21 protein-coding genes are annotated in these 24,799 nt (G+C 67.2%); 8 read left to right on the forward strand and 13 right to left on the reverse strand.

Features of this window, described 5'->3' with window-relative positions:
• Positions 1 to 6 precede the first annotated feature (6 nt).
• From IB257_RS29920 to IB257_RS29940, 5 genes are all read right to left on the reverse strand, one after another.
• Positions 7 to 2,220 carry a cellulose biosynthesis cyclic di-GMP-binding regulatory protein BcsB gene (locus IB257_RS29920; protein ID WP_175181956.1) on the reverse strand — a complete coding sequence of 738 codons (2,214 nt, stop codon included), beginning with the start codon at positions 2,218 to 2,220 and terminating at the stop codon, positions 7 to 9.
• A gap of 31 nt (positions 2,221 to 2,251) precedes the next feature.
• The gene (gene wecB / locus IB257_RS29925; RefSeq protein WP_192493232.1) at positions 2,252 to 3,406 is read right to left on the reverse strand and encodes a non-hydrolyzing UDP-N-acetylglucosamine 2-epimerase; all 1,155 of its coding nucleotides are present in this window, start codon (positions 3,404 to 3,406) and stop codon (positions 2,252 to 2,254) included.
• A 146-nt stretch (positions 3,407 to 3,552) separates the two neighbouring features.
• A complete protein-coding gene (locus tag IB257_RS29930) occupies positions 3,553 to 4,257 on the reverse strand; it encodes an SDR family NAD(P)-dependent oxidoreductase (protein WP_054450840.1) in 705 nt (234 codons plus the stop codon).
• 30 nt (positions 4,258 to 4,287) lie between these two features.
• The gene (locus IB257_RS29935) at positions 4,288 to 5,613 is read right to left on the reverse strand and encodes an MFS transporter (protein ID WP_192329990.1); all 1,326 of its coding nucleotides are present in this window, start codon (positions 5,611 to 5,613) and stop codon (positions 4,288 to 4,290) included.
• 87 nt (positions 5,614 to 5,700) lie between these two features.
• Positions 5,701 to 7,314 carry an FAD-dependent monooxygenase gene (locus IB257_RS29940; protein ID WP_370540138.1) on the reverse strand — a complete coding sequence of 538 codons (1,614 nt, stop codon included), beginning with the start codon at positions 7,312 to 7,314 and terminating at the stop codon, positions 5,701 to 5,703.
• A gap of 116 nt (positions 7,315 to 7,430) precedes the next feature.
• Between IB257_RS29940 and IB257_RS29945 the strand changes: the two genes are divergently transcribed.
• Positions 7,431 to 8,327 carry a LysR family transcriptional regulator gene (locus IB257_RS29945; RefSeq protein WP_054450843.1) on the forward strand — a complete coding sequence of 299 codons (897 nt, stop codon included), beginning with the start codon at positions 7,431 to 7,433 and terminating at the stop codon, positions 8,325 to 8,327.
• On the opposite strand, the gene IB257_RS29950 is transcribed toward IB257_RS29945, so the two are convergent.
• From IB257_RS29950 to fabG, 7 genes are all read right to left on the reverse strand, one after another.
• The gene (locus tag IB257_RS29950) at positions 8,324 to 9,148 is read right to left on the reverse strand and encodes an enoyl-CoA hydratase/isomerase family protein (RefSeq protein WP_054450846.1); all 825 of its coding nucleotides are present in this window, start codon (positions 9,146 to 9,148) and stop codon (positions 8,324 to 8,326) included. The two genes, IB257_RS29945 and IB257_RS29950, sit on opposite strands and share 4 nt — an antisense overlap.
• A gap of 62 nt (positions 9,149 to 9,210) precedes the next feature.
• Positions 9,211 to 10,341 carry a CaiB/BaiF CoA-transferase family protein gene (locus tag IB257_RS29955; protein ID WP_192354529.1) on the reverse strand — a complete coding sequence of 377 codons (1,131 nt, stop codon included), beginning with the start codon at positions 10,339 to 10,341 and terminating at the stop codon, positions 9,211 to 9,213.
• Between the two features lie 31 nt (positions 10,342 to 10,372).
• Positions 10,373 to 11,110 carry an IclR family transcriptional regulator gene (locus IB257_RS29960; protein ID WP_054450848.1) on the reverse strand — a complete coding sequence of 246 codons (738 nt, stop codon included), beginning with the start codon at positions 11,108 to 11,110 and terminating at the stop codon, positions 10,373 to 10,375.
• A 49-nt stretch (positions 11,111 to 11,159) separates the two neighbouring features.
• On the reverse strand, positions 11,160 to 12,314 hold the full coding sequence (locus tag IB257_RS29965; protein ID WP_125472801.1) for an acyl-CoA dehydrogenase family protein: 1,155 nt from the start codon (positions 12,312 to 12,314) through the stop codon (positions 11,160 to 11,162).
• Positions 12,315 to 12,359: 45 nt separating this feature from the next.
• The gene (locus IB257_RS29970; RefSeq protein ID WP_192329997.1) at positions 12,360 to 14,489 is read right to left on the reverse strand and encodes an acetate--CoA ligase family protein; all 2,130 of its coding nucleotides are present in this window, start codon (positions 14,487 to 14,489) and stop codon (positions 12,360 to 12,362) included.
• Positions 14,486 to 14,974, reverse strand: a complete 489-nt coding sequence (locus IB257_RS29975) for a MaoC/PaaZ C-terminal domain-containing protein (protein ID WP_054450854.1) — start codon at positions 14,972 to 14,974, stop codon at positions 14,486 to 14,488. The genes IB257_RS29970 and IB257_RS29975 overlap by 4 nt, the downstream gene beginning before the upstream one ends.
• 31 nt (positions 14,975 to 15,005) lie before the next feature.
• Positions 15,006 to 15,758, reverse strand: a complete 753-nt coding sequence (fabG, locus tag IB257_RS29980) for a 3-oxoacyl-ACP reductase FabG (protein WP_119450912.1) — start codon at positions 15,756 to 15,758, stop codon at positions 15,006 to 15,008.
• A 227-nt stretch (positions 15,759 to 15,985) separates the two neighbouring features.
• Between fabG and IB257_RS29985 the strand changes: the two genes are divergently transcribed.
• The 7 genes from IB257_RS29985 to IB257_RS30015 all read left to right on the forward strand — a co-directional run bounded on the left by IB257_RS29985 (position 15,986) and on the right by IB257_RS30015 (position 23,259).
• Positions 15,986 to 16,951: a tripartite tricarboxylate transporter substrate binding protein gene (locus IB257_RS29985; RefSeq protein WP_054450858.1), complete on the forward strand. Its 966-nt coding sequence runs from the start codon at positions 15,986 to 15,988 to the stop codon at positions 16,949 to 16,951.
• Between the two features lie 82 nt (positions 16,952 to 17,033).
• Positions 17,034 to 18,017, forward strand: coding sequence for a tripartite tricarboxylate transporter substrate binding protein (locus tag IB257_RS29990; RefSeq protein ID WP_054450860.1), 984 nt, complete (start codon positions 17,034 to 17,036; stop codon positions 18,015 to 18,017).
• Between the two features lie 51 nt (positions 18,018 to 18,068).
• Positions 18,069 to 18,929 (forward strand): MaoC/PaaZ C-terminal domain-containing protein, encoded by an 861-nt coding sequence (locus IB257_RS29995; protein ID WP_054450862.1) that lies wholly within the window; start codon positions 18,069 to 18,071, stop codon positions 18,927 to 18,929.
• Between the two features lie 19 nt (positions 18,930 to 18,948).
• Entirely contained in the window at positions 18,949 to 20,478 is a 1,530-nt protein-coding gene (locus IB257_RS30000; RefSeq protein WP_192493234.1) for an AMP-binding protein, read from the forward strand.
• A gap of 30 nt (positions 20,479 to 20,508) precedes the next feature.
• Positions 20,509 to 21,648, forward strand: coding sequence for an acyl-CoA dehydrogenase family protein (locus IB257_RS30005; protein WP_054450868.1), 1,140 nt, complete (start codon positions 20,509 to 20,511; stop codon positions 21,646 to 21,648).
• A gap of 40 nt (positions 21,649 to 21,688) precedes the next feature.
• Positions 21,689 to 22,846, forward strand: a complete 1,158-nt coding sequence (locus tag IB257_RS30010) for an acetyl-CoA acetyltransferase (RefSeq protein WP_192330001.1) — start codon at positions 21,689 to 21,691, stop codon at positions 22,844 to 22,846.
• 2 nt (positions 22,847 to 22,848) lie between these two features.
• A complete protein-coding gene (locus IB257_RS30015) occupies positions 22,849 to 23,259 on the forward strand; it encodes a Zn-ribbon domain-containing OB-fold protein (RefSeq protein WP_054450873.1) in 411 nt (136 codons plus the stop codon).
• A 112-nt stretch (positions 23,260 to 23,371) separates the two neighbouring features.
• On the opposite strand, the gene IB257_RS30020 is transcribed toward IB257_RS30015, so the two are convergent.
• Positions 23,372 to 24,571 (reverse strand): site-specific integrase, encoded by a 1,200-nt coding sequence (locus IB257_RS30020; RefSeq protein WP_192493235.1) that lies wholly within the window; start codon positions 24,569 to 24,571, stop codon positions 23,372 to 23,374.
• Positions 24,572 to 24,799: the final 228 nt, after the last annotated feature.

A 24,799-nucleotide genomic window follows, 5' to 3' on the forward strand; every position in this document is an offset into this window, starting at 1 on the left:
TCCGTGTTACTTGCTGTCCTTGTTCTTCCTGCGGGTGACGCGCAATGCGGCGATCAGGATCAGGAGCAGGACCAGCAGGCCCACGCTCAGCGCCGGGACGCTCCACGACAGGTAGTTGCGCCATTCGAAGAAGGCGCTTGCGCCCGCCCCCGGCGGCTGGCCCGCCGCGGGATTGGCGCTGTCGATCCAGGCCAGCGGCCCTGCCGCGCCGATGATGGCGATGTTGCCGCGGTTCAGCACGAAGGGCGCCTGCGGCATGACCGGGCGCTGGCCCAGCGTGTGCCACAGCAGGCCGTCCTGGCCGCCGGCGCGCACCACTTCGGCCGTGCTCAGGTTGTCCAGGCCGGAAACGTCGAGCCAGGGCGCGCTCTTGCCGTCCACCGTCAGCTGCTTGCGGTCCGTGACCTTGACCATGGGCTTGGCGCCGTCCACCGCGACTTCCATCGCCACGAAGGGGCCGCCGGGCTTGGCCGCCTGGCCCGCCGGCGTGAGCGACAGCGCCGCGCGCGTGGCGGACAGGCCGCTGGCCGTGGCGATGCCGATGACGCGTTGCAGGCTGGCCGGCGCGTCGGCCAGATAGCCGTCGGGGATCAGCAACTGGGGGCTGCCGGCCAACAGCGGCAGCAGCCCCACGAAGGTGCCGTCCGGCTGCGCGCGGCCCGGCTTCACATAGCTGGTGGGCAGCACGTTGACGGGGTAGCCTTGCGGGATTTCATTGCAATCCACCGATACCGGCTGGCGCTGGAACGTGACGCGCACCGCGTTGGTAAGGCCCAGGGCGTAGCCGGGCACGCGCGCCGTCAGGCGTTCAGGATGGCCGTCGGCGTCCATCTGCTTGGCGGCCAGCAGGATGCCATTCCAGAATACCGAGGCGACCGGCCGGGTGGCGGACGCGCCCGGCGCGGCGGCCAGGTCCATGACCAGTTCGTCCGGCATGCTGCCGTCCGCCGACACCGCGGCCAGCGCGAACGTGGCGTTCCAGTCGCCGCGCGCGACCACGTCGAAGCTGGCGGACGATCCGCCCAACGCGGTCAGGCGCATGCCATCTTCGCCCGAAGCCTGCGGCGGCTCCGCCGTCTTGACCTGCGCCTGGCGCGTGACCAGGATGCGGCGCCAAGCCGTGTCGAAGGCGCCCGCGCCTTGCGCGCCGGCGTCGGCGGCCACGGCGATGACCGCCTGCCGGCCCAGCGGCGCCAGGCGGATCTCCTTGGAGGGCAGGTCCTGGCCGGCCAGGGGCATGCGCCGCTGGCGCCAGGCCTGGAAGGCCTCGGCGGCGTCGCCGTCCTGCGCCAATTGCGCCTGCAAGGCGTCCAGCGCCTCGTTGTAGCGGGCGCGCAGCGCGGCGTCGGCGATCACCACGTCGCCGCTGACGGCGGGGGCGCCCATGACCAGCAGCGCGCCGATCTCCGCGGCGTTGGCCAGCTTGTGCTTGTCCTTGCCCGCCAGGGCTGCGAACGCCTGCACTTGCCCCAGTCCGTTCGGGGCCTGCAGGCCGCGGGTGTCGATCTCGTCGCCCACTGCCGGGAAGGCGCGGACTGCGACCCGCTTGCCGCTGCGCTCCATCGCCACGCCCATGCGCCAGGCGCTGTCGAAAGCCTGCTGGTCGAGCTTGGCGCCCGCCACCATCAGCACGGGCTTGCCGGGCAGGGTGCTCCAGGCTTCGTCCAGGCTGCCGATGGCCGAGGCGTCGTAGCGGTAGCTCAGGCGCGTGCGCGGCGACACCATCAAGGCGTTGGCGGTGGCGCGGTTGCTTTCGCACTGGCGCTGCGCGATGTCCGATTGCCAGTCCACCGCCAGGCGCACGAAGCCGGTGTCGCGCACGCGTTGTTCCACGTTCAGCTTGCGCGTGGCCGACCCCTCGCCGTCGGCGATGCGCTGCGCCGTCTGCGGCACGCCGTCCACCCACAACACCATGCTGGCGCGGCCCGGTTCGCCCTTGATGTAGCGCGCGTCGAAATCGAGCGTGGCGTCGGCTATCGGCACGCCGCGGGGTACCGGCAGGTAGAACTCCTGGCGCGCATCGCTGTTGCTCAGCACCACCGGTTCGCGGATGCCCAGGTCTTCCAGGCTGGTGTCGCGCGTGACCCAGTCGTCGCCCAGCAAGCGCCGCAAGGCGTCGCCCGCGGGACTGGCCATCGCTCCCAAGGGGAGCAGCAACCCGGCGGCGATCAGCGCGCGGCAGAGGGTGCGGGCGGCGGGGGAATGCGGGGCATGGGGCATGAGGGCTCCGGTGGTGAGGGGCATGGGGCGGCTAACGGGCCGCGGCCGGTGCTTGAGGCGCAAACTCGGATACGGCGCGGCCGCAAAGCGCATCGACGATGCGCTGGCTGGCGAGGCCGTCGCCATAGGGATTGATGCGGCGCGAGAACGAAGCGTGCAGTTCCGGGTTGTCGAGCAAGCGGTTCACTTCGGCCAGGATGCGCTGCGTATCGGTGCCGACCAGCGTCACGGTGCCGGCCTGCACGGCTTCCGGGCGTTCGGTGACGTCGCGCATCACCAATACCGGCTTGCCGAGGTAGGGCGCTTCTTCCTGCACCCCGCCCGAGTCGGTCAGGATCAGGTAGGCGCGCTGCATGAACCAGACGAAGTCCAGGTAATCCAGCGGGGCGATCAGATGCACGCGCGACAGGCCGTCCAGTTGAGCCATCACCACGTTGCGCACCTGCGGATTCAGGTGCACGGGGTAGACGATCTGCAGGTCTTCGCGCCGCGCCAGTTCGGCCAGGGCGGCGCAGATGTTCCGGAAGCCCTCGCCGAAGCTCTCGCGCCGGTGTCCGGTCACCAGCAGCAGGCGGCGCTGCGGATCCAGCCAGCCGTAGCGTGCCGCCAATTGCTGCGCCAGCGCACCTTCGGGCGCGAGCTTGGCGCAGGTCATGGCCAGCGCGTCGATCACGGTATTGCCTGTGACCGTGATGCGGCCCGAGAGGTTTTCGCGCAACAGGTTGGCGCGCGATTGCGCAGTCGGCGCGAACAGCCAGTCGCCCACCGCGTCGACCACGCGGCGATTCATTTCCTCGGGGAAGGGCTTGGCCAGATCGCCGGTGCGCAGGCCGGCTTCGACGTGGCCGATGCGCGCGCGGCGGTGGAAAGCCGCCAGCGCGCAGGCCGATGCGGTGCTGGTGTCGCCGTGGACCAGCACGCAATCGGGCTGCTCCGCCTCCAGCACGCTGTCCACCCGGCTGATCAGCCGCGCGTACAGGCCGTTGAGCGTCTGGTTGGGCACCATGATGTCCAGGTCGTGCTGCGCCCGCAGGTCGAACAGGGCCATCACCTGATCCAGCATCTCGCGATGCTGGCCCGTCACGCAGACGACGCTCTGGATCCTGGGTTCGCCTTGCAGCGCGGACACCAGGGGCGCCATCTTGATCGCTTCGGGACGGGTCCCGAATATGGAAAGGACTTTCATCGCAAGAGCGGGCCCCCTACGCCGGTGGCATTTTCTTGCGTAGATTATGGATTGAAAGTAATCGTAATATGTGACGGTTTATTTCAATAAAAGGGGATTGCCGGAAAATTTGGGGACAAACTGTTGCTTTCGCGCGATACCCCGAACTATTTACCCAGCGTCATGCCGCCGTCGATGGTGACGACCGAACCCGTCATGAACAGGAACGGCGGCCTGGTCAACGCGATGATCGACGCCGCGATTTCCTGGGTAGTCGCCAGGCGGTTCATCGGATGCATGGCCGCAAGCCGCGCTTCGTCCAGTTCGCCCGCGTCGATGGAATGCTGGATCAAGGGCGTCTTGACGTAGCCCGGCGCCACCGCGATGACCCGGATGCCGTCCTCGGCCCATTCATTGGCCAGCGACCGCGTCAGCGTCGCCACGCCGGCCTTCGATACGGCGTAGTGGGCGCGGCCCTTCATCATGACCATGCCGGCCACCGACGCGATGTTGACGATGACGCCGCCGCGGGCGCGCAGCGCCGGATACAGGGCATGCGCGCAATGGAAGGTGCCGTTGAGGTTCACCGCCAGGACCTGGGCCCATTCCGCGGGGTCCTTTTCCGCGACCGGGGCACGGCTGCCGGCGATGCCGGCGGCGTTGATCAGCAGGTCTACGCCGTCCAGCTGTGCCGCCGCGCGGGCTACGCTGGCGTAGTCCGAAACGTCGACGGCCACGGCGTCATCCGCGGCGCTCCGGTCCCACACCACGACCTGCCAGCCTTCGGCGCGCAGCTGCCGCGCGCATTCCTGGCCGATCCCGCTTGCGCCGCCGGTGATGACGGCGGTCCTTGCTTGAGTGTTCGTGCTCATGTCTGGCTCGCTATGTAGGTTGTGTCGATTTCAGGTGCCGGAGGCCGCTGCTTGCGCGGCCGGCGCCGCGCGCCGGTTGCGCACGCACAGGATCGCCAGGCCCGCGCTCGCCAGCGTCGCCAGGGCGAACACCTGGGCCGCGAGTTCCCATTCGCCGCCGCTGGCCTGCATGACCGCGCCGGTCAGGGTCGGGCCGAAGAAGCCACCCAGCGAGCCGATGGTCGTAACCAGCGCCAGGGGGCCGGCGCTCGCGCCGATATAGTTCTGCACCGCGGCATTGAGCGGACCGTAGTACGCGATGGTGTAGCCGGTGATGATGGACACCACGGCCAGGAATGCCGCCAGGGACACCATCGCCGCGCCGTGCAGCATCAGGAAGCCGCCCGCGCCCGCCAGGCAGACGACCGCCAGGTGCCAGCGGATGTCGCCGGTGCGTTCGCTGCTGCGTCCGACCACGTAGCTGAACACCAGCGCCACGACGTTGGGAATCATCAGCAGCGCGCCGATTTCCAGCGGCGTGATGCCGTACAGCTGCTTGAGTATGGTCGGAAGAAAGTACGCCAGGGCAAAGGTCGCGGCATACGCGGCCAGCAAGATCAACAGCAGGCCCCACAGCATGGGCTGGCGGAAGACGGCGAATCCGTGCGTCCAGGAAGCGGAGGGGAAGGCCGTGCGGGCCGGAGCCTCGTGTTCCATGACGGCGCGCAAGCCCTGGCGCTGGCCGTCGCTGAGCCAGCGGGCCTCCTGCGGCGTGCCGGGCAGGTAGCGCAGGATCAGCAAGCCCAGCAGCATGGTGGGCAGGCCTTCGATGAGGAACAGCCAGCGCCAGCCCGGCATGCCGGCGTCGATCTTCAGCAGCGCGCCCGCCAGTGGCCCGCCGAAGATCATGGCCAGCGGCAGCGCCATGATGAAGATCGAATTGATGCGGCTGCGGTAGCGCGGCGGAATCCAGGATGCGATGTAGAAGTTGACGGCGGGAATGAAACCGCCTTCCGTCACGCCCAGCAGGAAGCGCAGCGCGTAGAACGATTTTTCACCGTGCAGCGCGGCCATCAGGCAGGAGACCAGGCCCCAGGCCAGGAACATGCAGGCCAGCCAGCGCCTGACGCCGAAGCGTTGCAGCGCCAGGTTGGCGGGCACGCATACGCTGGCATAGCCGATGAAAAAGAGGCCCGCGCCGAACCCGTAGGCCGCCAGGGAGATGCCCAGGTCCGCGCCCATCTGCAACTGCGCATAGCTGATGTTGGTGCGGTCCAGGAAGTTGAGCAGATATCCTGCGAACAGCAAGGGCAGGACGCGGTTGCGAAAGCCGGCGACAGCCTGTTCGGCATGCGCCAGATCTTCATTGCGGATCATGGTAGGTCTCCTGTCGTCCGCCTTGGTGGCGGATCTCTCTAGGCTGGGATGGCGGCGGCGCGGGGCAGCGCAGCGCCGGCTGTGGTTTCAGTTGCGCCCTGTCACCCGGGCGTACAGGTCGGTATCCGGCCACGCGGCGCCGCGCCAGGCGACGTGCTGATCGGGCCGGATCAGGGTGAGCGGGGCGGGGTAGAGGTTGGCCACGCCGCCTTCGTCCGGACGGATCAGCGTCAAGGGCACGCCCGCAGCCTGCGCTGCGGATACGGCGGCATCGACGTCGCGGGCGGCTGCCATGGGCAAGGCCAGCAGGGTAAAACCCGGGCCGAAATGGTCGTACAGCGAGCTGCCGTCATGCAGCCAGGCATGCGGCGCCAGGGCGCCGGGACGGGACGAGGGCGTGTAGTTGATGAAGTCCCGGGCCGGCTCGGGGCTGCCGTCGGGCACGATGACGGGAGAGTCCGCGTACTGGTAGCCCAGCACCACGCCCAGGGTGGAGAACTCGCGCATCTTCGCCGCGCGGATGCGCGCGCCGGCTTCCTGGCGCGCCCGCTCGCCTGCGGCGCCAGCGTCTTCAAGATGGTCCGCCAGCAAATGATTGCCGAGGATCGAATGGTTGTGTTCGGCTTCGTCGAGCACCCATTGGTGCACGGGCCGGCGTTCCCGTTCATAGCTGTCGATGAGGGCGGGGCCGCCCCAGCCTTGCAGCGCCGCGGCCAGCTTCCAGCCCAGGTCCACGCTGTCGGCCACCCCCATGTTCATGCCATAGCCGCCGAAGGGCGGATGCAGATGGCAGGCATCGCCCACGAGGAAGACGCGCCCTTGGCGGTAGCGGTCGCCCAGCAGCTTGCTGGCAGTCCACTCGTCGCTGCTGAGCACCTCGTATGGCAGGTCGATGCCGGTGGCGCGGGCGATCATGGCGCGCGCGTCGATGTCGCTGGCGCGTTGCTGCGGGTCCACGTGAGTGGGCATGAAGAACCAGGTGTCGCCGCTGTCCATCGGACCGATCAGGCTGGGCGCGTCGCCGTTGATCTGCCAGTACATGATGGCGGGGCCGTGCCGATGGGCCTGGGCCAGTCCGGGGGCGCGGAACACGATGTTGTAGTTGCGGGACAGCCCGTAGCTGCCTTCCATGCGCGTGCCAATCAGGTCCCGCACCAGGCTGCGGGCGCCGTCGGCGCCCACCAGGTAATCCACTTCCAGTTCGATGTCCCGGCCTTGCGCCAGATCGCGCAAGCGCGCGTGCACTCCGCCGGCATCCTCCGTCAGGTCCAGCAGCTCGGAGCGGAACCGTATCTCCACGTCGGGTAGCGAGGAGGCATGCGAACGCAAGACCTCTTCCACGGTGTACTGGGGTATCCACTGCGCGTGTTCCGAGTACAGCGGATTGCGGCCGGGGGCGCAGTACATGGCGTTCTCGTGCCGCCCGAGTTCGAAGCCGGCCAGGCGGGTGCAGAACACGACGTTGGAGGGGTAGTACGCGCCCAGCGGCGACGCCGCGCGCAATCGGTCGGCGATGCCCCAGCGGCGCAGGTGTTCGCGCGTGCGCACATTGGTCGTCTTGGCGCGCGGCGCGTATCCCACGCGGTCGTTGCGCTCGATGAGCAGGCACGGAATCCTTCTGTGCCCCAGTTCGATCGCCAGACTCAGTCCGGCCGGTCCGGCGCCCACGATCAGCACGCGGGGCGAGGCTCGCTTCTCCACCTTCGGTCTCCTCGGTTGCCTGCTCACCTGCAGGCTTTGGAAGCATCCTAGGCCTATGTCCATGATGCTGAAAGATGGCAAAATTGGCTTACCGATATCAAATTTGATTCACTTCCATGAAGCTCAACACCCTGCGGGATTTCCTGGCCGTGGCCGAACGCGGCGGCGTCAGGGCCGCGGCCCGCCATCTGGACGCGCCTCAGCCGGCCATCTCGCGCAGCATCCGCGAACTCGAGAAAGAGCTGGGGTGCGTGCTGTTCGAACGGCATGCCAAGGGCGTGCGCCTGACCCCCATGGGCGCTGTGTTCCTCAGGCGGGCCAACGCCATCCGCCATGAGCTGCAGCGTGCGCGCGACGAGATCGGCCAGTTGAACGGCGCGTCCCGCGGACGCGTCACGCTGTGCATGTCGACCGCGCCGCATCTGGGACTGTTCGCCGAAGTGTTGCGCGAGTTCCGGGCGCGCTACCCGGATACTCATCTGGAGATCATCGACGGGGTCTACCCGCTGGTGGAGGCGTCCCTGCTGGATGGCACCGTGGACTTCTACATCGGGCCGGTGCCCGCGCGCACGCCTGGCGAACTACAGGTGGAAAAGCTCTTCGACAACACGCGCGTGATCATCGGCCGCAAGGGCCATCCGCTGGCGCGCGCCCGTTCCCTGCGCGACCTGGCCGGGGCGCAATGGATCACCACCTCCATCACGCACAAGGCCGAAGAAGAGCTGGGTCCGCTGTTCGAGAAGCACGGCCTGCCGCCGCCGCACCTGGCCTTGAAGGCCCAGTCCGCGCTGACCTTCATCACGGCCCTGACCAATTCCGACCTGCTGATGATGCTGCCGGTGCAATGGCTGCAGTATCCGCTGCTGCAAGGCGTGTTCCAGGAAATCCGCGTCAAGGAACCGCTGCCCGCGCCGCCGGTATGCATCGTGCAGCGCGCCGGCCTGCCGCTGACGCCGGCGGCCGAGTACTACTGCACGCTGGCGCGGCGGGCAAGCGCGCGGACCTCGGGCTAGAGGCCGGCCGCCGGCCACTGGAAGCGTTGCGCCACCTTGTCGAGAAAGCGGCCGGCCGCCTCGCGGTGGTAGTCGGTGGAGCGGGCCACGCCCTGGCCCGCGGCTTCCAGGTCCAGCATCGCGTTCAGGTCGCTGTTGAGTGAAGCGTTGAAGCCGCGCTTGGTGATCGCCAGCGCCGCCATGGGCAGTTCTGCCATGGACAGCGCGATCTGCCGCGCGCGCTCGTGGATCGCCTCCTGCGGCTGGATCTCGAACACGATGCCCATGTCGCGGGCTTCCTGCGCCTCGAATTCGCGGGTGGAGAAGGCCAGTTCCTTGGCGCGTTGCAGGCCCACCATGCGCGGCAGCGTGTACATGGTGGCGCAATCGGGGATGGCCCCCAGTCGCAGGAAGGACAGGCAGAAGCGCGCCCGCGGCGAGGCCAGGATCAGGTCGGCGGTCAGGGCCAGGCCCAGCCCGGCGCCATAGGCCGGGCCGTCGACCGCTGCGATCACCGGCCGGTCCAGCGTGATCAGGCCTTCTATCGTCAGGAGCAGGCTGGCCATGCGTTCGCGCGCCTCTTCGGCGGAGCCGCCGGAGCCCATGGTGGAGATGTCGCCGCCCGAGCAGAAGGCGCCGCCCGCGCCGGCCAGGATCACGACGCGCACGCCGCGGTCGCGCCGGATCTCGCCCACCAGATGGGCCAGCTCTTCGCGCATGACCATGTCCAGCGCGTTGCGCTGGGCGGGGCGGTTCAGCGTGATGGTGGCGACGCCGCCTTCCACGGCATAGAGCAGGGTCTTGAACTCGCTAGAGATGACTTGCATCGGATCGGTCTCCATGTCTGCCTTCCATGATGGCCGGGCCGCGCCATGCGGATCCGGCCGCAAGCTGCCGCGGGCGCTCAGGCGATGGCGCCGCGTTCGCGCAGGGCCTGGATCTCGGCTGGCGCCAGGCCCAGTTCCGCCAGCAATTCTTCTGTGTGCGCACCGGGCGCGGGCACTGCGCGAGCCTGCCCGGGCGTGCGCGAAAGCCGCGGCGCGGGGGCGGGGTGCACGATGCCGCCGGTTTCGATGAAACTGTTGCGCGCCACATGGTGGGGGTGCCGCGGCGCTTCCTCGAAGTCCAGCACCGGCGCGAAGCAGGCATCCGTGCCTTCGAGCAGCGCGCACCATTGCTCGCGGGTGCGGCCCGCGATGATGCCGGCCAGCTTGGCGCGCAGCTGCGGCCATTGCGCGCGTTCCCATTGCTGCTGGAAGTCCGGGTCGTCGATGCCGCAACGCTCCAGCAGCAGGCGGTAGAACTGCGGTTCGATCGCGCCGATGGAAACGTACTTGCCGTCCGCGCAGGCATAGCAGCCGTAGAAATGGGCGCCGCCGTCCAGCATGTTGGACTGGCGCTGGTTGATCCAGCCTCCGTCTTGCAGCTTGCCGTGGTAGGCGCTCGCCAGCAGGGACGCGCCGTCGCAGATGGCTGCGTCCACCACCTGGCCCCGGCCCGTGCGGCCGGCCTCGAGCAGGCCGCAAAGCACGCCGAAGGCCAGCATCATGGCGCCGCCGCCCATGTCGCCGACCAGATGCAGCGGCGGCGTCGGCGGCCGGTCGGCATGTCCCATGGCGTGCAGCGCGCCGGTGATGGCGATGTAGTTCAGGTCATGGCCGGCCGCCTGCGCCAGCGGTCCGTCCTGGCCCCAGCCCGTCATGCGTCCGTACACCAGCCGCGGATTGCGCGCCAGGCATTCGTCTGGCCCCAGGCCCAGCCTTTCCATCACGCCCGGCCGGAAGCCTTCCAGCAAGGCGTCCGCCCGGTCCAGCAGCCGCAGCACGATGTCGGTCGCGCCGGGCTTCTTGAGATCCAGCGCGATCGTGCGCCGGCCCCGGTCGATGATGGTGCCGCCGCCGCCCAGGAACCCGGGCGCAAGCCGGTCGATGCGGATCACGTCCGCGCCCATGTCCGCCAACATCATGGCGCAGAACGGGCCGGGCCCGATGCCGGCCATTTCCACCACCGTCAATCCGTTCAGGGGACCAGCCATGTCTATCGTCACTCCATGATGTGTCGGGTTCTCAGGCTTCGAAGAATTCGGCGCGCGCGTCCAGGATGACCTGGGTGTACTTCTCCATGTTGGCGTCCATGCGATGGGTCGGGCCGACGATGGACAGGGCAGTCAACTGTCCGCCGACACGCCCGGCGATGCCGATGGCCGAGACGCCTTCATTGCCTTCGTCGCGGGTGTGGAAGTACTTCTTTTCCAGCTGGGATTCGATCTGCGTGCGCAAGGTGCCGGGGTCGGTGATGCTGCTGGCCGTGACGTGTTCGAACGGCAGCGCATCGATCACGGCGTTGCGTTCTGCGGCGTCCATTTCACCCAGCAGCGCCTTGCCCAGCGCCGCGACCTGCAGGTCGAAGGTGGTGCCGGGCTGCACCACGTAGCGCAAGGCGCGCGGGCTTTCCTGGCTGGCGTAGATCTTCACCTTGTTGCCGTCGAGCAGGCCGCACATCGAGGATTCGCCGGACTGGCGCGTCAGGATCTCCAGCGCTTCGGACGCGAAGGCTTGCAGCGGGTCGGCCGCCGAAATGCCCTGGGCCACGTCGAGCAGCCTGCCCGTCGGGTGGAAGTAGCGCGACTTGGGCGTGCGCAACAGGTAGCCTGCCTGGCGCAGCGTGTAGAGCAGGTCCGAGCAACTGCTGTCGGCCAGGTCGAGAAAGCGCGCCATTTCCGAATTCGTCAGGGGACGGCGCTCCCGCGCATAGACTTCGAAGACTTGCAGCACGCGCTGTGCGGTAGGGAGGATTTGCGGCATAGGATGTCGGAGTGGATAGTGGAACCGGCCCGGGCGTTTGCGTAGCCGGTCATTTCAACGCGGAAATGCCTAATACGCTTTGCGCCATGAGCAGGGCCTGGATCTGGTTGGTGCCTTCGGCAATGCTCAGGTGGCGGGCGTCGCGGTAATGACGCTCGACGGGGAACAGCGTGGTGTAGCCCGCGCCGCCATGCACCTGCATGGACAGTTCCGCCACGCGCAGCACGGCGTCGGTGGCATGGCGCTTGGCCATCGAACATAGCATCTGGCTGTCGGCGGCGTTGCGGTCCAGCGCGTCGGCGGCGCGCCAGCACAGCAGGCGCGAGGTTTCGACCAGCGTCATCATGTCGGCGATCATATGCTGCACCAGCTGGAAGCCGCCTATGGGCCGGCCGAACTGGACCCGGTCGCCGGCGTATTTTACCGCCGCCTCATAGGCGGCCTCGGCGATGCCCAACGCGGAAAACGCCACCACGCAGCGGCCGATGTTGAGGTACTTCTTGGCCAGCGCGAAGCCCTTGCCCTCGGCGCCGATCAGGTTGGCCGCGGGGATCTCCACGTCTTCGAACAGCAGCTCGCCCAACGGGCAGCTCAGCATGCCCATCTTGTCGATGGGGCTGGACGAGAAGCCTTGCATGGCGCGCTCGAACAGCAGGCAGGACACGCCGCGTTCGCCGCCATCCCGCTGGGTCTGCACGAACACCACGCCCAGCTCGCAGACCGTGCCCAGGCTGATGTAGAGCTTGCGGCCGTTGACCCGCCAGCCGGTTTCGGTCTGCACCGCGCGCGTTTCGACATGGGCCGCGTCCGAACCAATGTTGGGTTCGCTCAGCGCGAAGCTGGCGATCGCGTCGCCCGACAGGACGCGCGGCAGGTACTTTTCCTTGAGGTAGGGCGAGCCGCCGTCGCTCAGCACCGAGGCGGCGAGATTGCTGGTGCTGACGATGCTGCGCAGCGACGGCCAGACGCGCGCGAGCTCGGCTATCAGCATGCCGTAGGTCGTCATCGGCAGGCCGTAGCCGCCGTCCTTTTCCTGCAGCATGCCGCCCAACAGGCCGAAGTCGCGCATGGCGCGGACCATGTCCTGCGGCACCACGCGGGCTTCGGCCTCGTAGCGGTTGACGATGGGCGCGACTTCGGCCGTCAGGTAGCGGCGCAGCGAGTCGCGCAATTCGATCTGGGTGGAGTCCAGTGAGAAGTCCATGCGAGTCCTAGGCGGAGATGGTCGAGGAGGGCGTTGCGGCGGCGGTCATGAGGGGCGTTGCTCCAGGCTGGCATCCGCGCCGGGGCGCAGGCCGATCAGCGCGTCCAGCGGCATCGCGCCCTGTCCTTCGGCGCCGACCCAGACCGGGTTGAGCTCCAGTTCCTGCAAGGTGTCGCGGCGGCTCCAGGCAAAGTCCGAGACCCGCAGGATCAGGTCCTCCAGCGCGGCAAGGTCGGCGGGCGCCTGGCCGCGCACGCCGTCCAGCATGTCGGCGTAACGGATCTCGCGCAGCAGGGCGCGCGCATCGTCGCGCGACAGCGGCACCATGCGGTGGGCCACGTCGCGGATGGTTTCGACGAAGATGCCGCCCAGGCCGAAGGTCAGCACCAGGCCGAAGGCCGCATCGCTATGCACGCCGACCAGCACTTCGCGGCCGCCCGGCGGCAGCATGCGCTCCACCAGGATGCCGTCGATGATGGCGTCCGGCTGGTGGCGTGCGACCGATTCATGAATGGTGGCATAGGCTTCGCGCGCCGCGCCGGCGCTGGCGATGCCCAGCTTGACGCCGCCCGCTTCGGTCTTGTGCGCGATCTGGGCGCTGACCACCTTCATCACCACGGGAAAGCCCAGGCGCTCGGCCTCGCGGGCTGCCTGCTCGGCGCTGGCGGCAACCACTCCTTCGGGTATTGGCAGGCCGGCCGCGCGCAGCATGGCCTTGGCCGCGGCTTCGCTAAGCATGCGGGCCTGGTCGGATGCGGCATCGGCGTGCGCGGGCGCTGCCGCCGTCGCGCGTTCGGGCCGCTTCCACGGTATGGCCTTGGACAGGGCCGCGATCGCGTCCGACAGCGACAGGAACGGCAGCAGGCCGGCGGTTTCCAGCAGTTGGAAACCGCCGCCCAACCGCCGGCTCATCCAGACCGGCACGATCAGAGTTTCGGTTTCGGCCGCCACCGTGGCGATGGCCTGCGCCATGCCGTCGGTGATGGAACCGTAATCCATGGGGATGGGGAACAGCACCGTGCCCACCGCCGGGTCGGCGCATATCGCGCGCAGGCAGGCCGCCGAGGCTTCGGGGTTGCGCAGGATGTCGGCAGTGGTGTCTACCGGGTTGTCGATACTGGCGAAATCCGGCAGCAGCTTGCGCAAGGCGGCCTTGGTCTCGGGCGCGAACACCGCCATCGGCAGGCCGGCTGCGCCGGCGATGTCGGCGGCCAGCGCGGCGGTGCCGCCCGAGAAGGTATGGATGCACAGGCCGTTGCCGCTCTTGGGCGTGATGCGCGTCAGCAGGCGCGAGACCGCCAGCAGCTGGTCCAGGTCGTCCACTTCGATTGCGCCGAACTGCCGGAACACAGCGCTGTTGACCGCAGCCGTGCCGGCCACCGACGCCGTGTGCGACTGCGCGGCGCGTACGCCGGCTTCCGACCGGCCCACCTTCAGCACCACCACCGGCTTGTTGCGGGCGCGCGCCAGTTCCAGCGCCGCCGTCAGCCGCCTGCCGTGCTTCACGCCTTCCATCAGTAAGGCGATCACGCTGGTTTTCGGATCGTTCGCCATGTGGGCGATGAAGTCAGGAATCTCCAGGTCGACCTCGTTGCCGGCGGAGAACCACAGGCCCACTCCCTGGCCGTAGGACAGGCCCTGCAGCAGGTTGCGGCCGAGTCCGCCGCCCTGGGTCGCCAAGCCGATGGAGCCGGTGTTCAGATCGTCCTTGAAGGCGGGCGAGAAGGTCATGCCCAGGCGGTCACGCACGTTCACGAAGCCCGGACAGTTCGGCCCGTAGACGTGCAGGCCGGTAGCCTCGCACAGCTCGGCGATCTCGCGTTCCAGGCGCCGGCCTTCCTCGCCTGCCTCGGAAAAGCCGGAGGTCATGACCACCGCGAAAGGGATCCCGCGCGCCGCGCATTGCCGCAAGGCATCCAGCACCAGCGAGGCGTTGATCATGATCAGGGCCACGTCGATCTCGGCTGGTGGCAGGGCGCTGATGGATGGCCAGCAGGGCCGGCCGCCGATTTCCTGGTAGGCCGGGTTGACCGCGTACACCTCGCCCGGCACCGACGAATGCAGCACCAGGTTGTCGTACAGGCGGCGCCCCTGGCTGGATTCGCGGGCAGAAGCGCCGACCACGGCCACATTGCGCGGATTGACGAAGCGCGTCAGGTCTGCGAACGGTTTCATGCCGCGCCCTCCATGGACCGCAGCACCATCGCGAAGTCGGCCTGGACCACCACCTCGCCGCGCTGGTTGACGGCTTCGCGCCGGAACACCACCTTGTCCTTGCCCGGCCGGTACTGCCCGGTTTTTTCGGTCACCGTCACTCGCACGACGATGGTGTCGCCGATGAAGGTGGGTTTGGGAAAGCGGCAGTTGATGTCGATCAGCGCCAGCACGTAGGGTTCCAGCTGGCGGTAGCCGCTGGACTGGGTGGTCAGCCCGGACAGCACGGACAGCACCAGCAGGCCGTGGGCGATGCGCTGGCCGAAGGGCGTGGCGCTGGCGTACTCGTGGTCGACGTGCAGGCGGTTGAAGTCGCCGGACAGGCAGGCGAAGTTGACGATGTCGCTTTCGGTAATGGTGCGGCCGGCGGATTCGAAGCAATGGCCGACCTCCAGCGGTTGCTGGACGGGAAGCGGGGATGGGCTGGCAGGGCTTGCGCTTTGCATGGCTGATCGGATTCCGGAAGGGAGGAGCGTTTTACGAAGCGTAGCGGCCGCCGGTCACATGCAGCAGTTCGCCCGTGATGAAGGAGGACCGTTCAGAGGCCAGGAAGGCCACCGCGTTGGCGATGTCCTCGACCGCGCCCAGGCGTGGCACCGGCTGGCGCGCCAGCGCATTGGCGCGCAGGGTTTCGTAGGTGGACAGGCCGCGCACCAGCGGCGTTTCGATCAGTCCCGGGGCGATGGCGTTGGCGGTGATGTTGAACTTGCCCTGTTCCAGCGCCAGCGCGCGGGTGAAGCCGATCAGGCCCGCCTTCGCAGCCGAGTAGTTGGTCTGGCCGGGATTGCCCCAGTGCGCGCGCGAGGCGATGTTGATGACGCGGCCCCACTTCCTTTCCATCATCGAGGGCAGGGCGGCCTTGGTGCAGTAGTAGGCGCCTTTCAGGATGGTGTCGACCACCGAATCCCAGTCCTCCACCGGCATCTTGAGCAGGTACTTGTCGCGCGTGAAGCCGGCGTTGTTGACCAGGATGTCGATGCCGCCGAACTTGTGCGCGGCCAGCTCGGCCATGGTCTGCACCTGTTCCGCGTCGCAGACGTCGAGCACGGCGCCGATGGCCTCGTGGCCGGCCTGCTTCAGGTTGGCTACCGCCTGTTCCACCGATTCGGGATTGATGTCGGTAATGACGATGCGGGCGCCTTCCTGCGCCAGGGCCAGTGCCGACGCATAGCCAATGCCGCGGCCGGAACCCGTGATGACGGCGACTTTACCGGTGAGTTGCAGGTCCATCTCCATTCCCCTTCTGTAGCTGATGGCGCCCGGCACGCTGGGCCCGAAATCCGATATCCCGGGATAGGCGCCTGGCAAGTTTGAATTTATTCCGAGGTTCCGAACAAATATACACACCACCGGAATTCTTGACAATTAATATCGGCACGTCGTTATACTGTTCGGCATGTCGGAATAAGTTGGCCCGACATTCCCATATCTCTAAAAAAACGGAAGGAGATCGACTCATGGCAATGTTGAAGGGATTGTTGGCCGCGGTACTGAGCCTGGCTGCCGCAGGCGCAGCCAGCGGGGCCGACGCTTATCCGGACAAGCCGGTGCGGGTGTACGTGGGCTTCGCGCCCGGCGGCGCCACGGACTTGCTTGCCCGCCTGTACGCCAAAAAGCTCGGCGAACGTTTCAACCAGACATTCATCGTGGAAAACCGCCCCGGCGCGGGCGGCAACATCGCGATCCAGGCGCTGACGCAGGCCCCGGCCGACGGCTACACCATCGCGATGGCGGCCAACTATGTGGCGGCCAACGCCGCCATGAAGCGCAACCCCTACGACTGGGAGCGCGACCTGATGCCCATAGGCATGGTGGCCTCCACGCCCAACATCCTGGTGGTGCCGCCCGGCTCCAGCATCCAGGGTGTCGACGACCTGATCAGCAAGGCCAAGGCCGGCGGCAACAAGCTGACTTTCGCCTCGGCCGGCATGGGCTCGTCCATTCACCTGGCGGGCGAGCTGTTCAAGGTCATGGCCGGCGTCGACATGACCCACGTGCCCTATAAGGGCGTGTCGCCGGCCGAGGTGGACCTGATGTCGGGCACCGTGGACATGATGTTCGGCAGCGTTTCCACGGCCATTCCGCTGGTGCAGTCCAAGAAGCTGAAGGCGCTGGCTGTCACCGGGCGCGAGCGCATGAAGGCGATGCCCGACCTGCCCACCATCGAGGAAGCCGGCCTCAAGGGCTACGACGTGGAAGCGGTGTACTTCATGGCGGCCCCCGCCAAGGTGCCGGCGCCGGTCCTGAAGACGCTGGCCGATGCCGTGGCCGACATCAACAAGCAGCCGGATGTCCAGGAATTCATGGACCGGATCTACGCCCGGCCCCTGACCGGCGGCCCCGAAGAGGCGCGGGCCTTCCTGAAGAGCGAAGTGAAGAAGTGGCAGGGCGTGGTCGATGCCACCGGCATGAAGGTGGACTGACGCGCGGCAACGGGTCCGTTCGCCGGATTCGAGACAGCGGGCGCCACAAGCCCGCGGACACAAGACCAATCAGGAGACATACATGAACACACGCAGGCGATACACGCTGGCAGTGCTGGCCGGCCTGATGACCGCAATGACCTTGCCGCAGATGTCGCACGCGGCCGATGACTATCCGAACAAGCCCCTGCGCCTGATCGCGCCCAGTTCGCCCGGCGGGATCCTGGACATCACCAGTCGGGTGATAGGCAAGAAGCTGTCGGAGCGGCTCGGCCAGCCGGTGGTGGTGGAAAACATGGCAGGCGCGGCCGGCATCCTGGGCATGCAAGGCCTGCTGCGCGCCGAGCCCGACGGCTACACGATGGTCATGGGCAGCAGCGGCCCGAACGCGGTCAATTACACGCTGTACAGCAAACTGCCGTACGCCATGTCCGACTTCGCCCCGGTGATCCGCATCATCACCATGCCGAACGCGCTGGTGGTCAACGCCAACGCGCCGGTCAAGACGCTGGCCGAGTTCCGCGACTATGCCCGCAAGAAGCAGGGCAATCTGTCCATGGCGGTTTCCATGATCGGCACGTCCGGACACCTGGGCGGCGAGCTGCTGAAGAACCGCCTGGACTTCACCGCTGTCACCGTGCCCTACAAGGGCGCCGCGCCCGCGACCAACGACCTGGTCGCAGGCCAGGTCGACTTCACGGTCGAGAACGTGATCACCGTGGCGCCGCTGGTCAAGGCGGGCAGGCTGCGGGCGCTGGCGGTCACCACCCGCGAACGCAGCCAGATCCTGCCCGACGTGCCGACGCTGGCCGAGCAAGGCTATCCCGATGTCGACGTCGGCGCCTGGCTGGGCGTGCTGGTCGCGGCGCGCACGCCGCCAGCGGTGGTCGCGCGGTTGAACAAGGAGCTCAACGCGGTCCTGGCCGATGAAGAGGTGAAAAAGCAGCTGGCGCAGCAGGGCGGCATTCCGCTGGGCGGCACGCCGGCCGAGTTCGACAGCTTCATCCGGTCGGAAAAAGACCGCTGGGAAAAAATCATCAAGGCCGCCGGCATCAAGGCGGAATGACCAGCATGCCGGCGGCCTGGCGCCGCCGGCATGCGTAGGGAGGCATGATCCATGGCAATCGATTATCAAAACCTGCGCAACTGGAAGTTCGAGGACCGCGTCGACCGCTACAGCGCGCGCGACTGCATGATCTACGCGCTGGGCCTGGGCTACGGCAGCGATCCGGCCGATGAAGCCGAGCTGCGCTACGTGCACGAGGACGGGACGGCCGTGGTGCCGACTTTCCTGGCCACCATCGGCGCGCCCAATGGCTGGGCCGCCGATCCGGCCACCGGCATAGACTGGGTCAAGATCCTGCACGGCGAGCACCGCATGACCTTCCATGCGCCGCTGGCCGCGGCCGGCGCGGTGCGCAGCCAGACCCGCGTCACGCGCGTCGTGGACAAAGGCGCCAGCAAGGGTGCGCTGGTAGTCACCGTGCGCGACATTTCGGATGCTGAGAGCGGCGCGCCGTTGGCCACGGTGGAGCATGTGTCGTTCTGCCGCGCCGATGGCGGCTTCGGCCAGGGCGACGAGCCGCCCGAGGCCCTGCCGGCCACGCCGCAACGCGAACCCGATCAGGTCGTGCTGCTGTCCACGCTGCCGCAGCAGGCGTTGCTCTATCGCCTGAACGGCGATCTCAATCCGGTGCACGCGCTGCCGCACATGGCGCGCACCGCCGGCTTCGACCGGCCCATCCTGCATGGCCTGTGCACCTACGGCATGGCGGCGCGAGCCTTGCTGCAGGCTTGCGCGCCGGCGGCGCCGCAACGGCTGGGCGCCATCGCCGCGCGCTTTTCCGCGCCGTTCTTCCCGGGCGAGACGCTGCGCGTGGAGATCTGGCGCGACGGCGACCGCCTGCAATTCCGCGCGCTGGCCCACGAGCGCGGCACGGTGGTGCTGAGCCACGGCGCCGCCAGCCTGGCGCATTGAGAGAAACCAGAGGTGAACCATGTCAGTACTTGAAGCCCATGCCCGGGAGATGCCCGATGGCATCGCCTACCGCATGATTCCGTCCGGCACCACGGTGACCTGGCGCGAGTTGGAACTGCGCAGCCGCAAATGCGCGGCGGCCATGCTGGACGCCGGCCTGCAATCCGGCGATGTGATCGCGGTATTCCTGGAAAACCATCCGCGCTTCTTCGAACTGTTGTGGGCCGCGCACCGCGTCGGCCTGTACTACACCACCATCAGCCGCCACCTCAAGCGCGAGGAAGCGCGCTACATCATCGAAAACTGCGACGCGCGGGTGCTGTTCTATTCCGGTCACACGCAGGCCGAAACGGATGCGGACGAGCTGGATGCGCGCGGCGTGCTGCGCGTCAGCATGGACGGCGCGGACGCCAGCGCAATCCCGTACGAAGACTGGATCGGCCGCTACGCCGATGACGTGGCCCTGCCTGAAACCCCGGAGGGCACGGACTTCCTGTATTCGTCGGGCACCATCGGGCTGCCCAAGGGCATCAAGCGCCCGCTGTCGGTGGCCAACCGCTATTTCCGCGTTGGCGATGCGCCCAGCAGCGCCTGGAAAGCTTTCGACCGCGACACCGTCTATCTGTCCACCGCGCCGTTCTATCACGCGGCCCCGGTGCGCTGGAACATGGCGGCGCTGCGGGCGGGCGGCAGCTGCGTGATGATGGAAAAATTCGACGCGGCCGCTGCGCTGGAGGCCATCGCCACCCATGGCGTCACGCATTCGCAATGGGTGCCGACCATGTTCATCCGCTTGCTGCGCCTGCCGCAGGAGGAGCGCACGCGCCACGACCTGTCCACGTTGCGCTACGCCGTGCATGCGGCCGCGCCGTGCCCCGCCGACGTCAAGGAAGCCATGATCGCGTGGTGGGGGCCGATCCTGTACGAGTACTACAGCGGCACCGAACTGGTGGGACGCACCTCGCTGGGCTCCGATGAGTGGCTGGCGCACCGCGGCTCGGTCGGCCGGCCGGAGTTCGGCCAGGCCCACATCATGAGCGAGGACGGGCTGAACGAACTGCCCCCGGGCCAGCCTGGCGTCATCTATTTTTCCGGCGGCGGCTCCTTCGAATACCACAAGGACCCGGCCAAGACGCGCGGCGCCTACAACGCGCGCGGCTGGGCCACCTACGGCGATATCGGCTACCTGGACCAGGACGGCTATCTGTACCTGACAGACCGCCTGTCCAACATGATCGTGTCGGGCGGCGTCAACATCTATCCCCAGGAAGCTGAGAACCTGCTGAGCACGCATCCCGCGGTGGCGGACGTAGCGGTGGTCGGCGTGCCGAACCCGGAGTTCGGCGAGGAGGTCAAGGCCGTCGTGCAATTGCGCGATCCGGCCGCGGCCAGCCCCGACCTGGCGCGGCAGTTGATCGACTATTGCCGCGACCGGATCTCGCCCATCAAGTGCCCGAAGAGCGTGGACTTTTCCAGCGACATGCCGCGCACCGAGACCGGCAAGCTGCTCAAGCGCCTGGTCAAGCAACGTTACTGGCCGCAAGCCTAGGCGGCCCGCCATGAAAGATCAGGAGGCAGCATGAATCGGCAGCGCAAGCTTTTCTCGGCGGAGCATGACCTGTTCCGCGACACCGTGGCGCGCTTCATCGCGCAAGAGATCACGCCGCATCACTACCAATGGGAACAGGAAGGCCTGGTGCCGCGCGAACTGTGGCGCAAGGCCGGCGCGGCCGGCATCCTGCTGCCCAGCACGCCCGAGGAATACGGCGGGGGCGGCGGCGACTTCCTGCACACGATCATCGTGGTGGAAGAGATCGCCCGTGCGCTGGCCACCGGCGTCACCGGCTTCACCACCCATTCCGATATCGTCGCGCCGTATCTGCTGAACTTCGGCACCGAGCGCCAGAAGCAGCGCGACCTGCCCGGCATGGCCCAGGGCGATATCGTGGCGTCCATCGCCATGACCGAGCCGGGCGCGGGCAGCGACGTCAAGGCGATACGCACCGCGGCGGTCCGCGCGCAGGGCGGCTACGTCATCAACGGCCAGAAGACCTTCATCACCAACGGCTTCCATGCCGACCGCGTGCTGGTGGTGGCCAAGACCGATCCGGCAGCCGGCGCGCGCGGCATCAGCCTGTTCTGGGTCGATACCGCGACGCCCGGATTCACGCGCGGACGCCTGCTGGACAAGGTCGGGCAGAAGGCGCAGGACACGGCCGAACTCTTCTTCCAGGACATGTTCGTGCCGGACGAGGACATGCTGGGCGAGCCAGGCCAGGGCTTCGGCTATCTGATGAAGGAACTGGTGCGCGAGCGCCTGATGATCGCGGTGCGCTGCGCCATGGCGCTGGAAAGCGCGCTGCAATGGACCGTCGACTACACCAAGGACAGGCGCGCCTTTGACAAGGCATTGATCGACAACCAGCACATCCGCTTCAAGCTGGCAGACATCAAGACCCTGGCCGCCGCCACTCGCGCCTTTGTCGACGGTTGCGTGCAGCAATACCTGGATGGCGAGCTCGATGCCGGCGGCGCGGCCATGGCCAAGCTGTGGGCATCTGAAGCCACCAGCGCCATCGACGACCTGCTGCAGTTCCACGGCGGCTACGGCTACATGCGTGAATACCCCATCGCCCGCGCCTACACCGACGTGCGGCCCAACCGGATCTACGGCGGCGCCTCGGAAGTGATGCGAGAGCTGATCGCACGGACGCTTTGAACTTTCTTCTTCTTCGACTTCGACAGGAACAGATCCCTACATGAGCAAGCATCTCTCGAAATCGGTTGCCATCGTCGGCGCCGCCGAATCCGACCTGGGGAAAGTGCCCGGGATGACCTCGCTGGACCTGCAGGCGCAGGCAGCGACCCGCGCGCTGCGCGATGCCGGCCTGACGCTCAAGGACGTCGACGGCGTGTTCGCGCACGTGGACGACAAGTTCGCCGGGCTGCACCTGGCGGAATACCTGGGCATACGGCCGCGCTATGTGGATTCGACCAGCGTGGGCGGCATGTCCAGCGTCATGCACATCCGCCACGCCATGGCCGCCATCGAGGCCGGCATGTGCGAGGTGGCTCTGGTGGCCTACGGCAGCACCCAGCTGTCGGACGGCACGCGCAAGGTGGGCGGCACGCCCGAAGACATGCGCATGCCGCGCGGACAGTTCATCACGCCGTATGGGCAGCTGAGCCCTATCGGCTACTACGCGATGGTGGCGCAGCTGCACATGCAGCGCTACGGCACCACCCACAAGGACCTGGCCGAAGTGGCGGTGGCGGCGCGCAAATGGGCGCAGCTCAACCCCAAGGCCTACCGCCGCGAGGACACCTCGATCGAGGAAGTCATGGCGTCCAAGTTGATTGCCGACCCCTTGCGCCAGCGTGACTGCTGCCTGGTGACCGACGCCGGCGGCGCGGTCATCATCACGTCCGCGGCGCGAGCGCGAGAGCTCAAGCGGCCGCCGGTCTACGTGATGGGCATCGCCGAATCCTTCTCGCACCACTACACGCCCTTCAACACGGCGGACTGGCTGGACACCAATGTGGCGCAGACGGCCGACGCCGCGCTCGCCATGGCCGGCGTCACGCGCGCCGACATCGACGTGGTGCAGATCTACGACCATTTCACCATCGGCGTGATCCAGTCGCTGGAAGAACTGGGCTTCTGCAAGCGCGGGGAGGGTGGGGCCTTCGTGGCGGACGGACGCCTGGCTCCGGGAGGCGACTTCCCCATCAATACCTCGGGCGGCGGCCTGTCCTACAACCATCCCGGCCAGTTCGGCATGCTGCTGCTGCTCGAGGCCGTGCACCAATTGCGCAAGGAATGCGGCGAGCGCCAGCTGCCCCGCGCCGAACTGGCCCTGGTGCACGCGCCAGGCCTGGTTTTTTCCTGCAACACCACCCTGATACTCGGAGTCTGACCATGGAACTCGCCCAACGCCCGCTGCCGCAACCGACCCGGATCACCCAGCCTTACTGGGACGCGGCGAAGGAAAGCCGCCTGGTCATCCAGCAATGCGCCTGCTGCAAGACGCGCCAGTTCTATCCGCGCGAATTCTGCACCGCCTGCCTGTCCGACAGCATCGAGTGGATCGACTCCGCAGGACTGGGCACCGTCTACACCTACACCGTCAACCGGCGTCCGAGCAATGCCGCCCTGAGCGAAAAAGTGCCATATGTGGTCGCCATGATCGACCTGGACGAAGGCGTGCGCATGATGGCCAACATCATCGACACCCCGCCCGAGGCGGTCCGGATAGGAAGCCGGGTGCGGGTGTGTTTCGAACAGGTGTCGGACGAGATCACCTTGCCGCAGTTCAGGCTGGAGGTGTGAGCACAGCGCCGGCCGGTGGCCGGCGCAGGCAAATAAAAAAGGCCGGTCTGACTTTGAATCAGACCGGCCTTCTGCGGTATTTGGTGGAGCCGGGGGGAATTGAACCCCCGTGCTATCCAGTATTCATGCGGGTCTTGGGGGTAATGCTGACCAAATGTTGACTATTCGGTGAGCCGTACAGGGCTTCCGCCTTGGTCCCTGCGTCCGGGGCGGCGTCCGGCATCCAGCGGCCATATACGCGGCGAATCATGCCCCAATCCGCGTGGCCCATCTGGTTGGCAACCCACATGGGATGCTCGCCAGCGGACAGCATCATGGACGCGTATGTGTGCCTGGTCTGGTATGGCACGCGATAACGAACCTTGGCGCGCTTAAGGGCAGGCTGCCACAGGGTCTTGCGGATTGGCTGGTCGCCTTCCCAGGGGGAATTCGTGCGCGGATTGTGAAAGACATGACCATTCGCCAGCAGGGTGAAGGCTTTCTGCGCCTCCAGCGCCTCCCGAGCCGGAGCAAGCAACTTCACCATGCGCTTGCTGCTGTTGGTCTTCGGGACTTCCGCCGCTCCTTTCGCCGCCTGGGTGGTGGCGCGCCTTACACGCACTTCGCCGCGGGCCAGGTCCACGTCATCCCATCGCAGACCGACCATCTCCGAGGTGCGCATGCCGGTCCATAGCGCAAACTGGATCAGATTTCGCCCCTGCCCATCGAGCGCTTTCAGGATCTCGGCCTGCTCCGCAGCCGTGAATGGATCCACATCATCCTCTTCCTTGGGCGGCTCGTTCCGCGCGTATGTCCAGCCCGCAATGGGGTTGGTGTCGATGAGTTCATCTGTAACAGCATCGTCCAATGCGGTGCGAAGGACCGATAGAACGTTGGCAATGCGCTTGTTCGAGGTCAGCATGTCTTCGCACATTGCCTTGACATGGGCGCGCCGGAGGTCCGGTAATTCATGGGCACCCAGCGAAGGAACCAGGCGGCCGTTAACCGCCTTACGATAGCCTTCGGCCGTGCTGGCCTTGATGGTCTTTGCCTTGCTGTCTACCCAGCTTTCCAGATAGGCCCGCACGCTCTGGCTGATAGCCTTCGGGCTGAACTTCGCTGCGTTCTTGCTTCCGGGGAAGGTCGTTGCGTAATTGAACGTGCCACGGGCGATAGCGTCGAGTATGGCGGCGCGGTGGTTGGCCGCGCGCTTCAGATTAGCGGGGCTGGGCTGGAGCTTGATGCGCTCCCGGCACCTTTGGTCCGCATAATAGAAGTCGATTTCGATGGAGGACTCGGAAGCCGGCCGAACGCCATCGTACTGCTTGCCCATTCGTCATATCCTTCGGTGTTGATTAGAACTCGCCCATCCGGCGCCTTCACCCAGACGGTTCCTTCGGGCCAGATCCCGTCGCGGATCTTAGTGCGGATCGCATCTTCGCTGTAGCCCGATTCATCGGCGAATTTCTTGATGGTCAAATGCCTGACTGGCATATTGCCTCCAAAACGAAGCCCACGCTAGGTGGGCTTGCTGAGAACTTGGTTCATTCGTGTCGGTTGC

It is taken from the genome of Achromobacter sp. ACM03 (assembly GCF_014851665.1).
GTDB lineage: Bacteria > Pseudomonadota > Gammaproteobacteria > Burkholderiales > Burkholderiaceae_B > Achromobacter > Achromobacter aegrifaciens.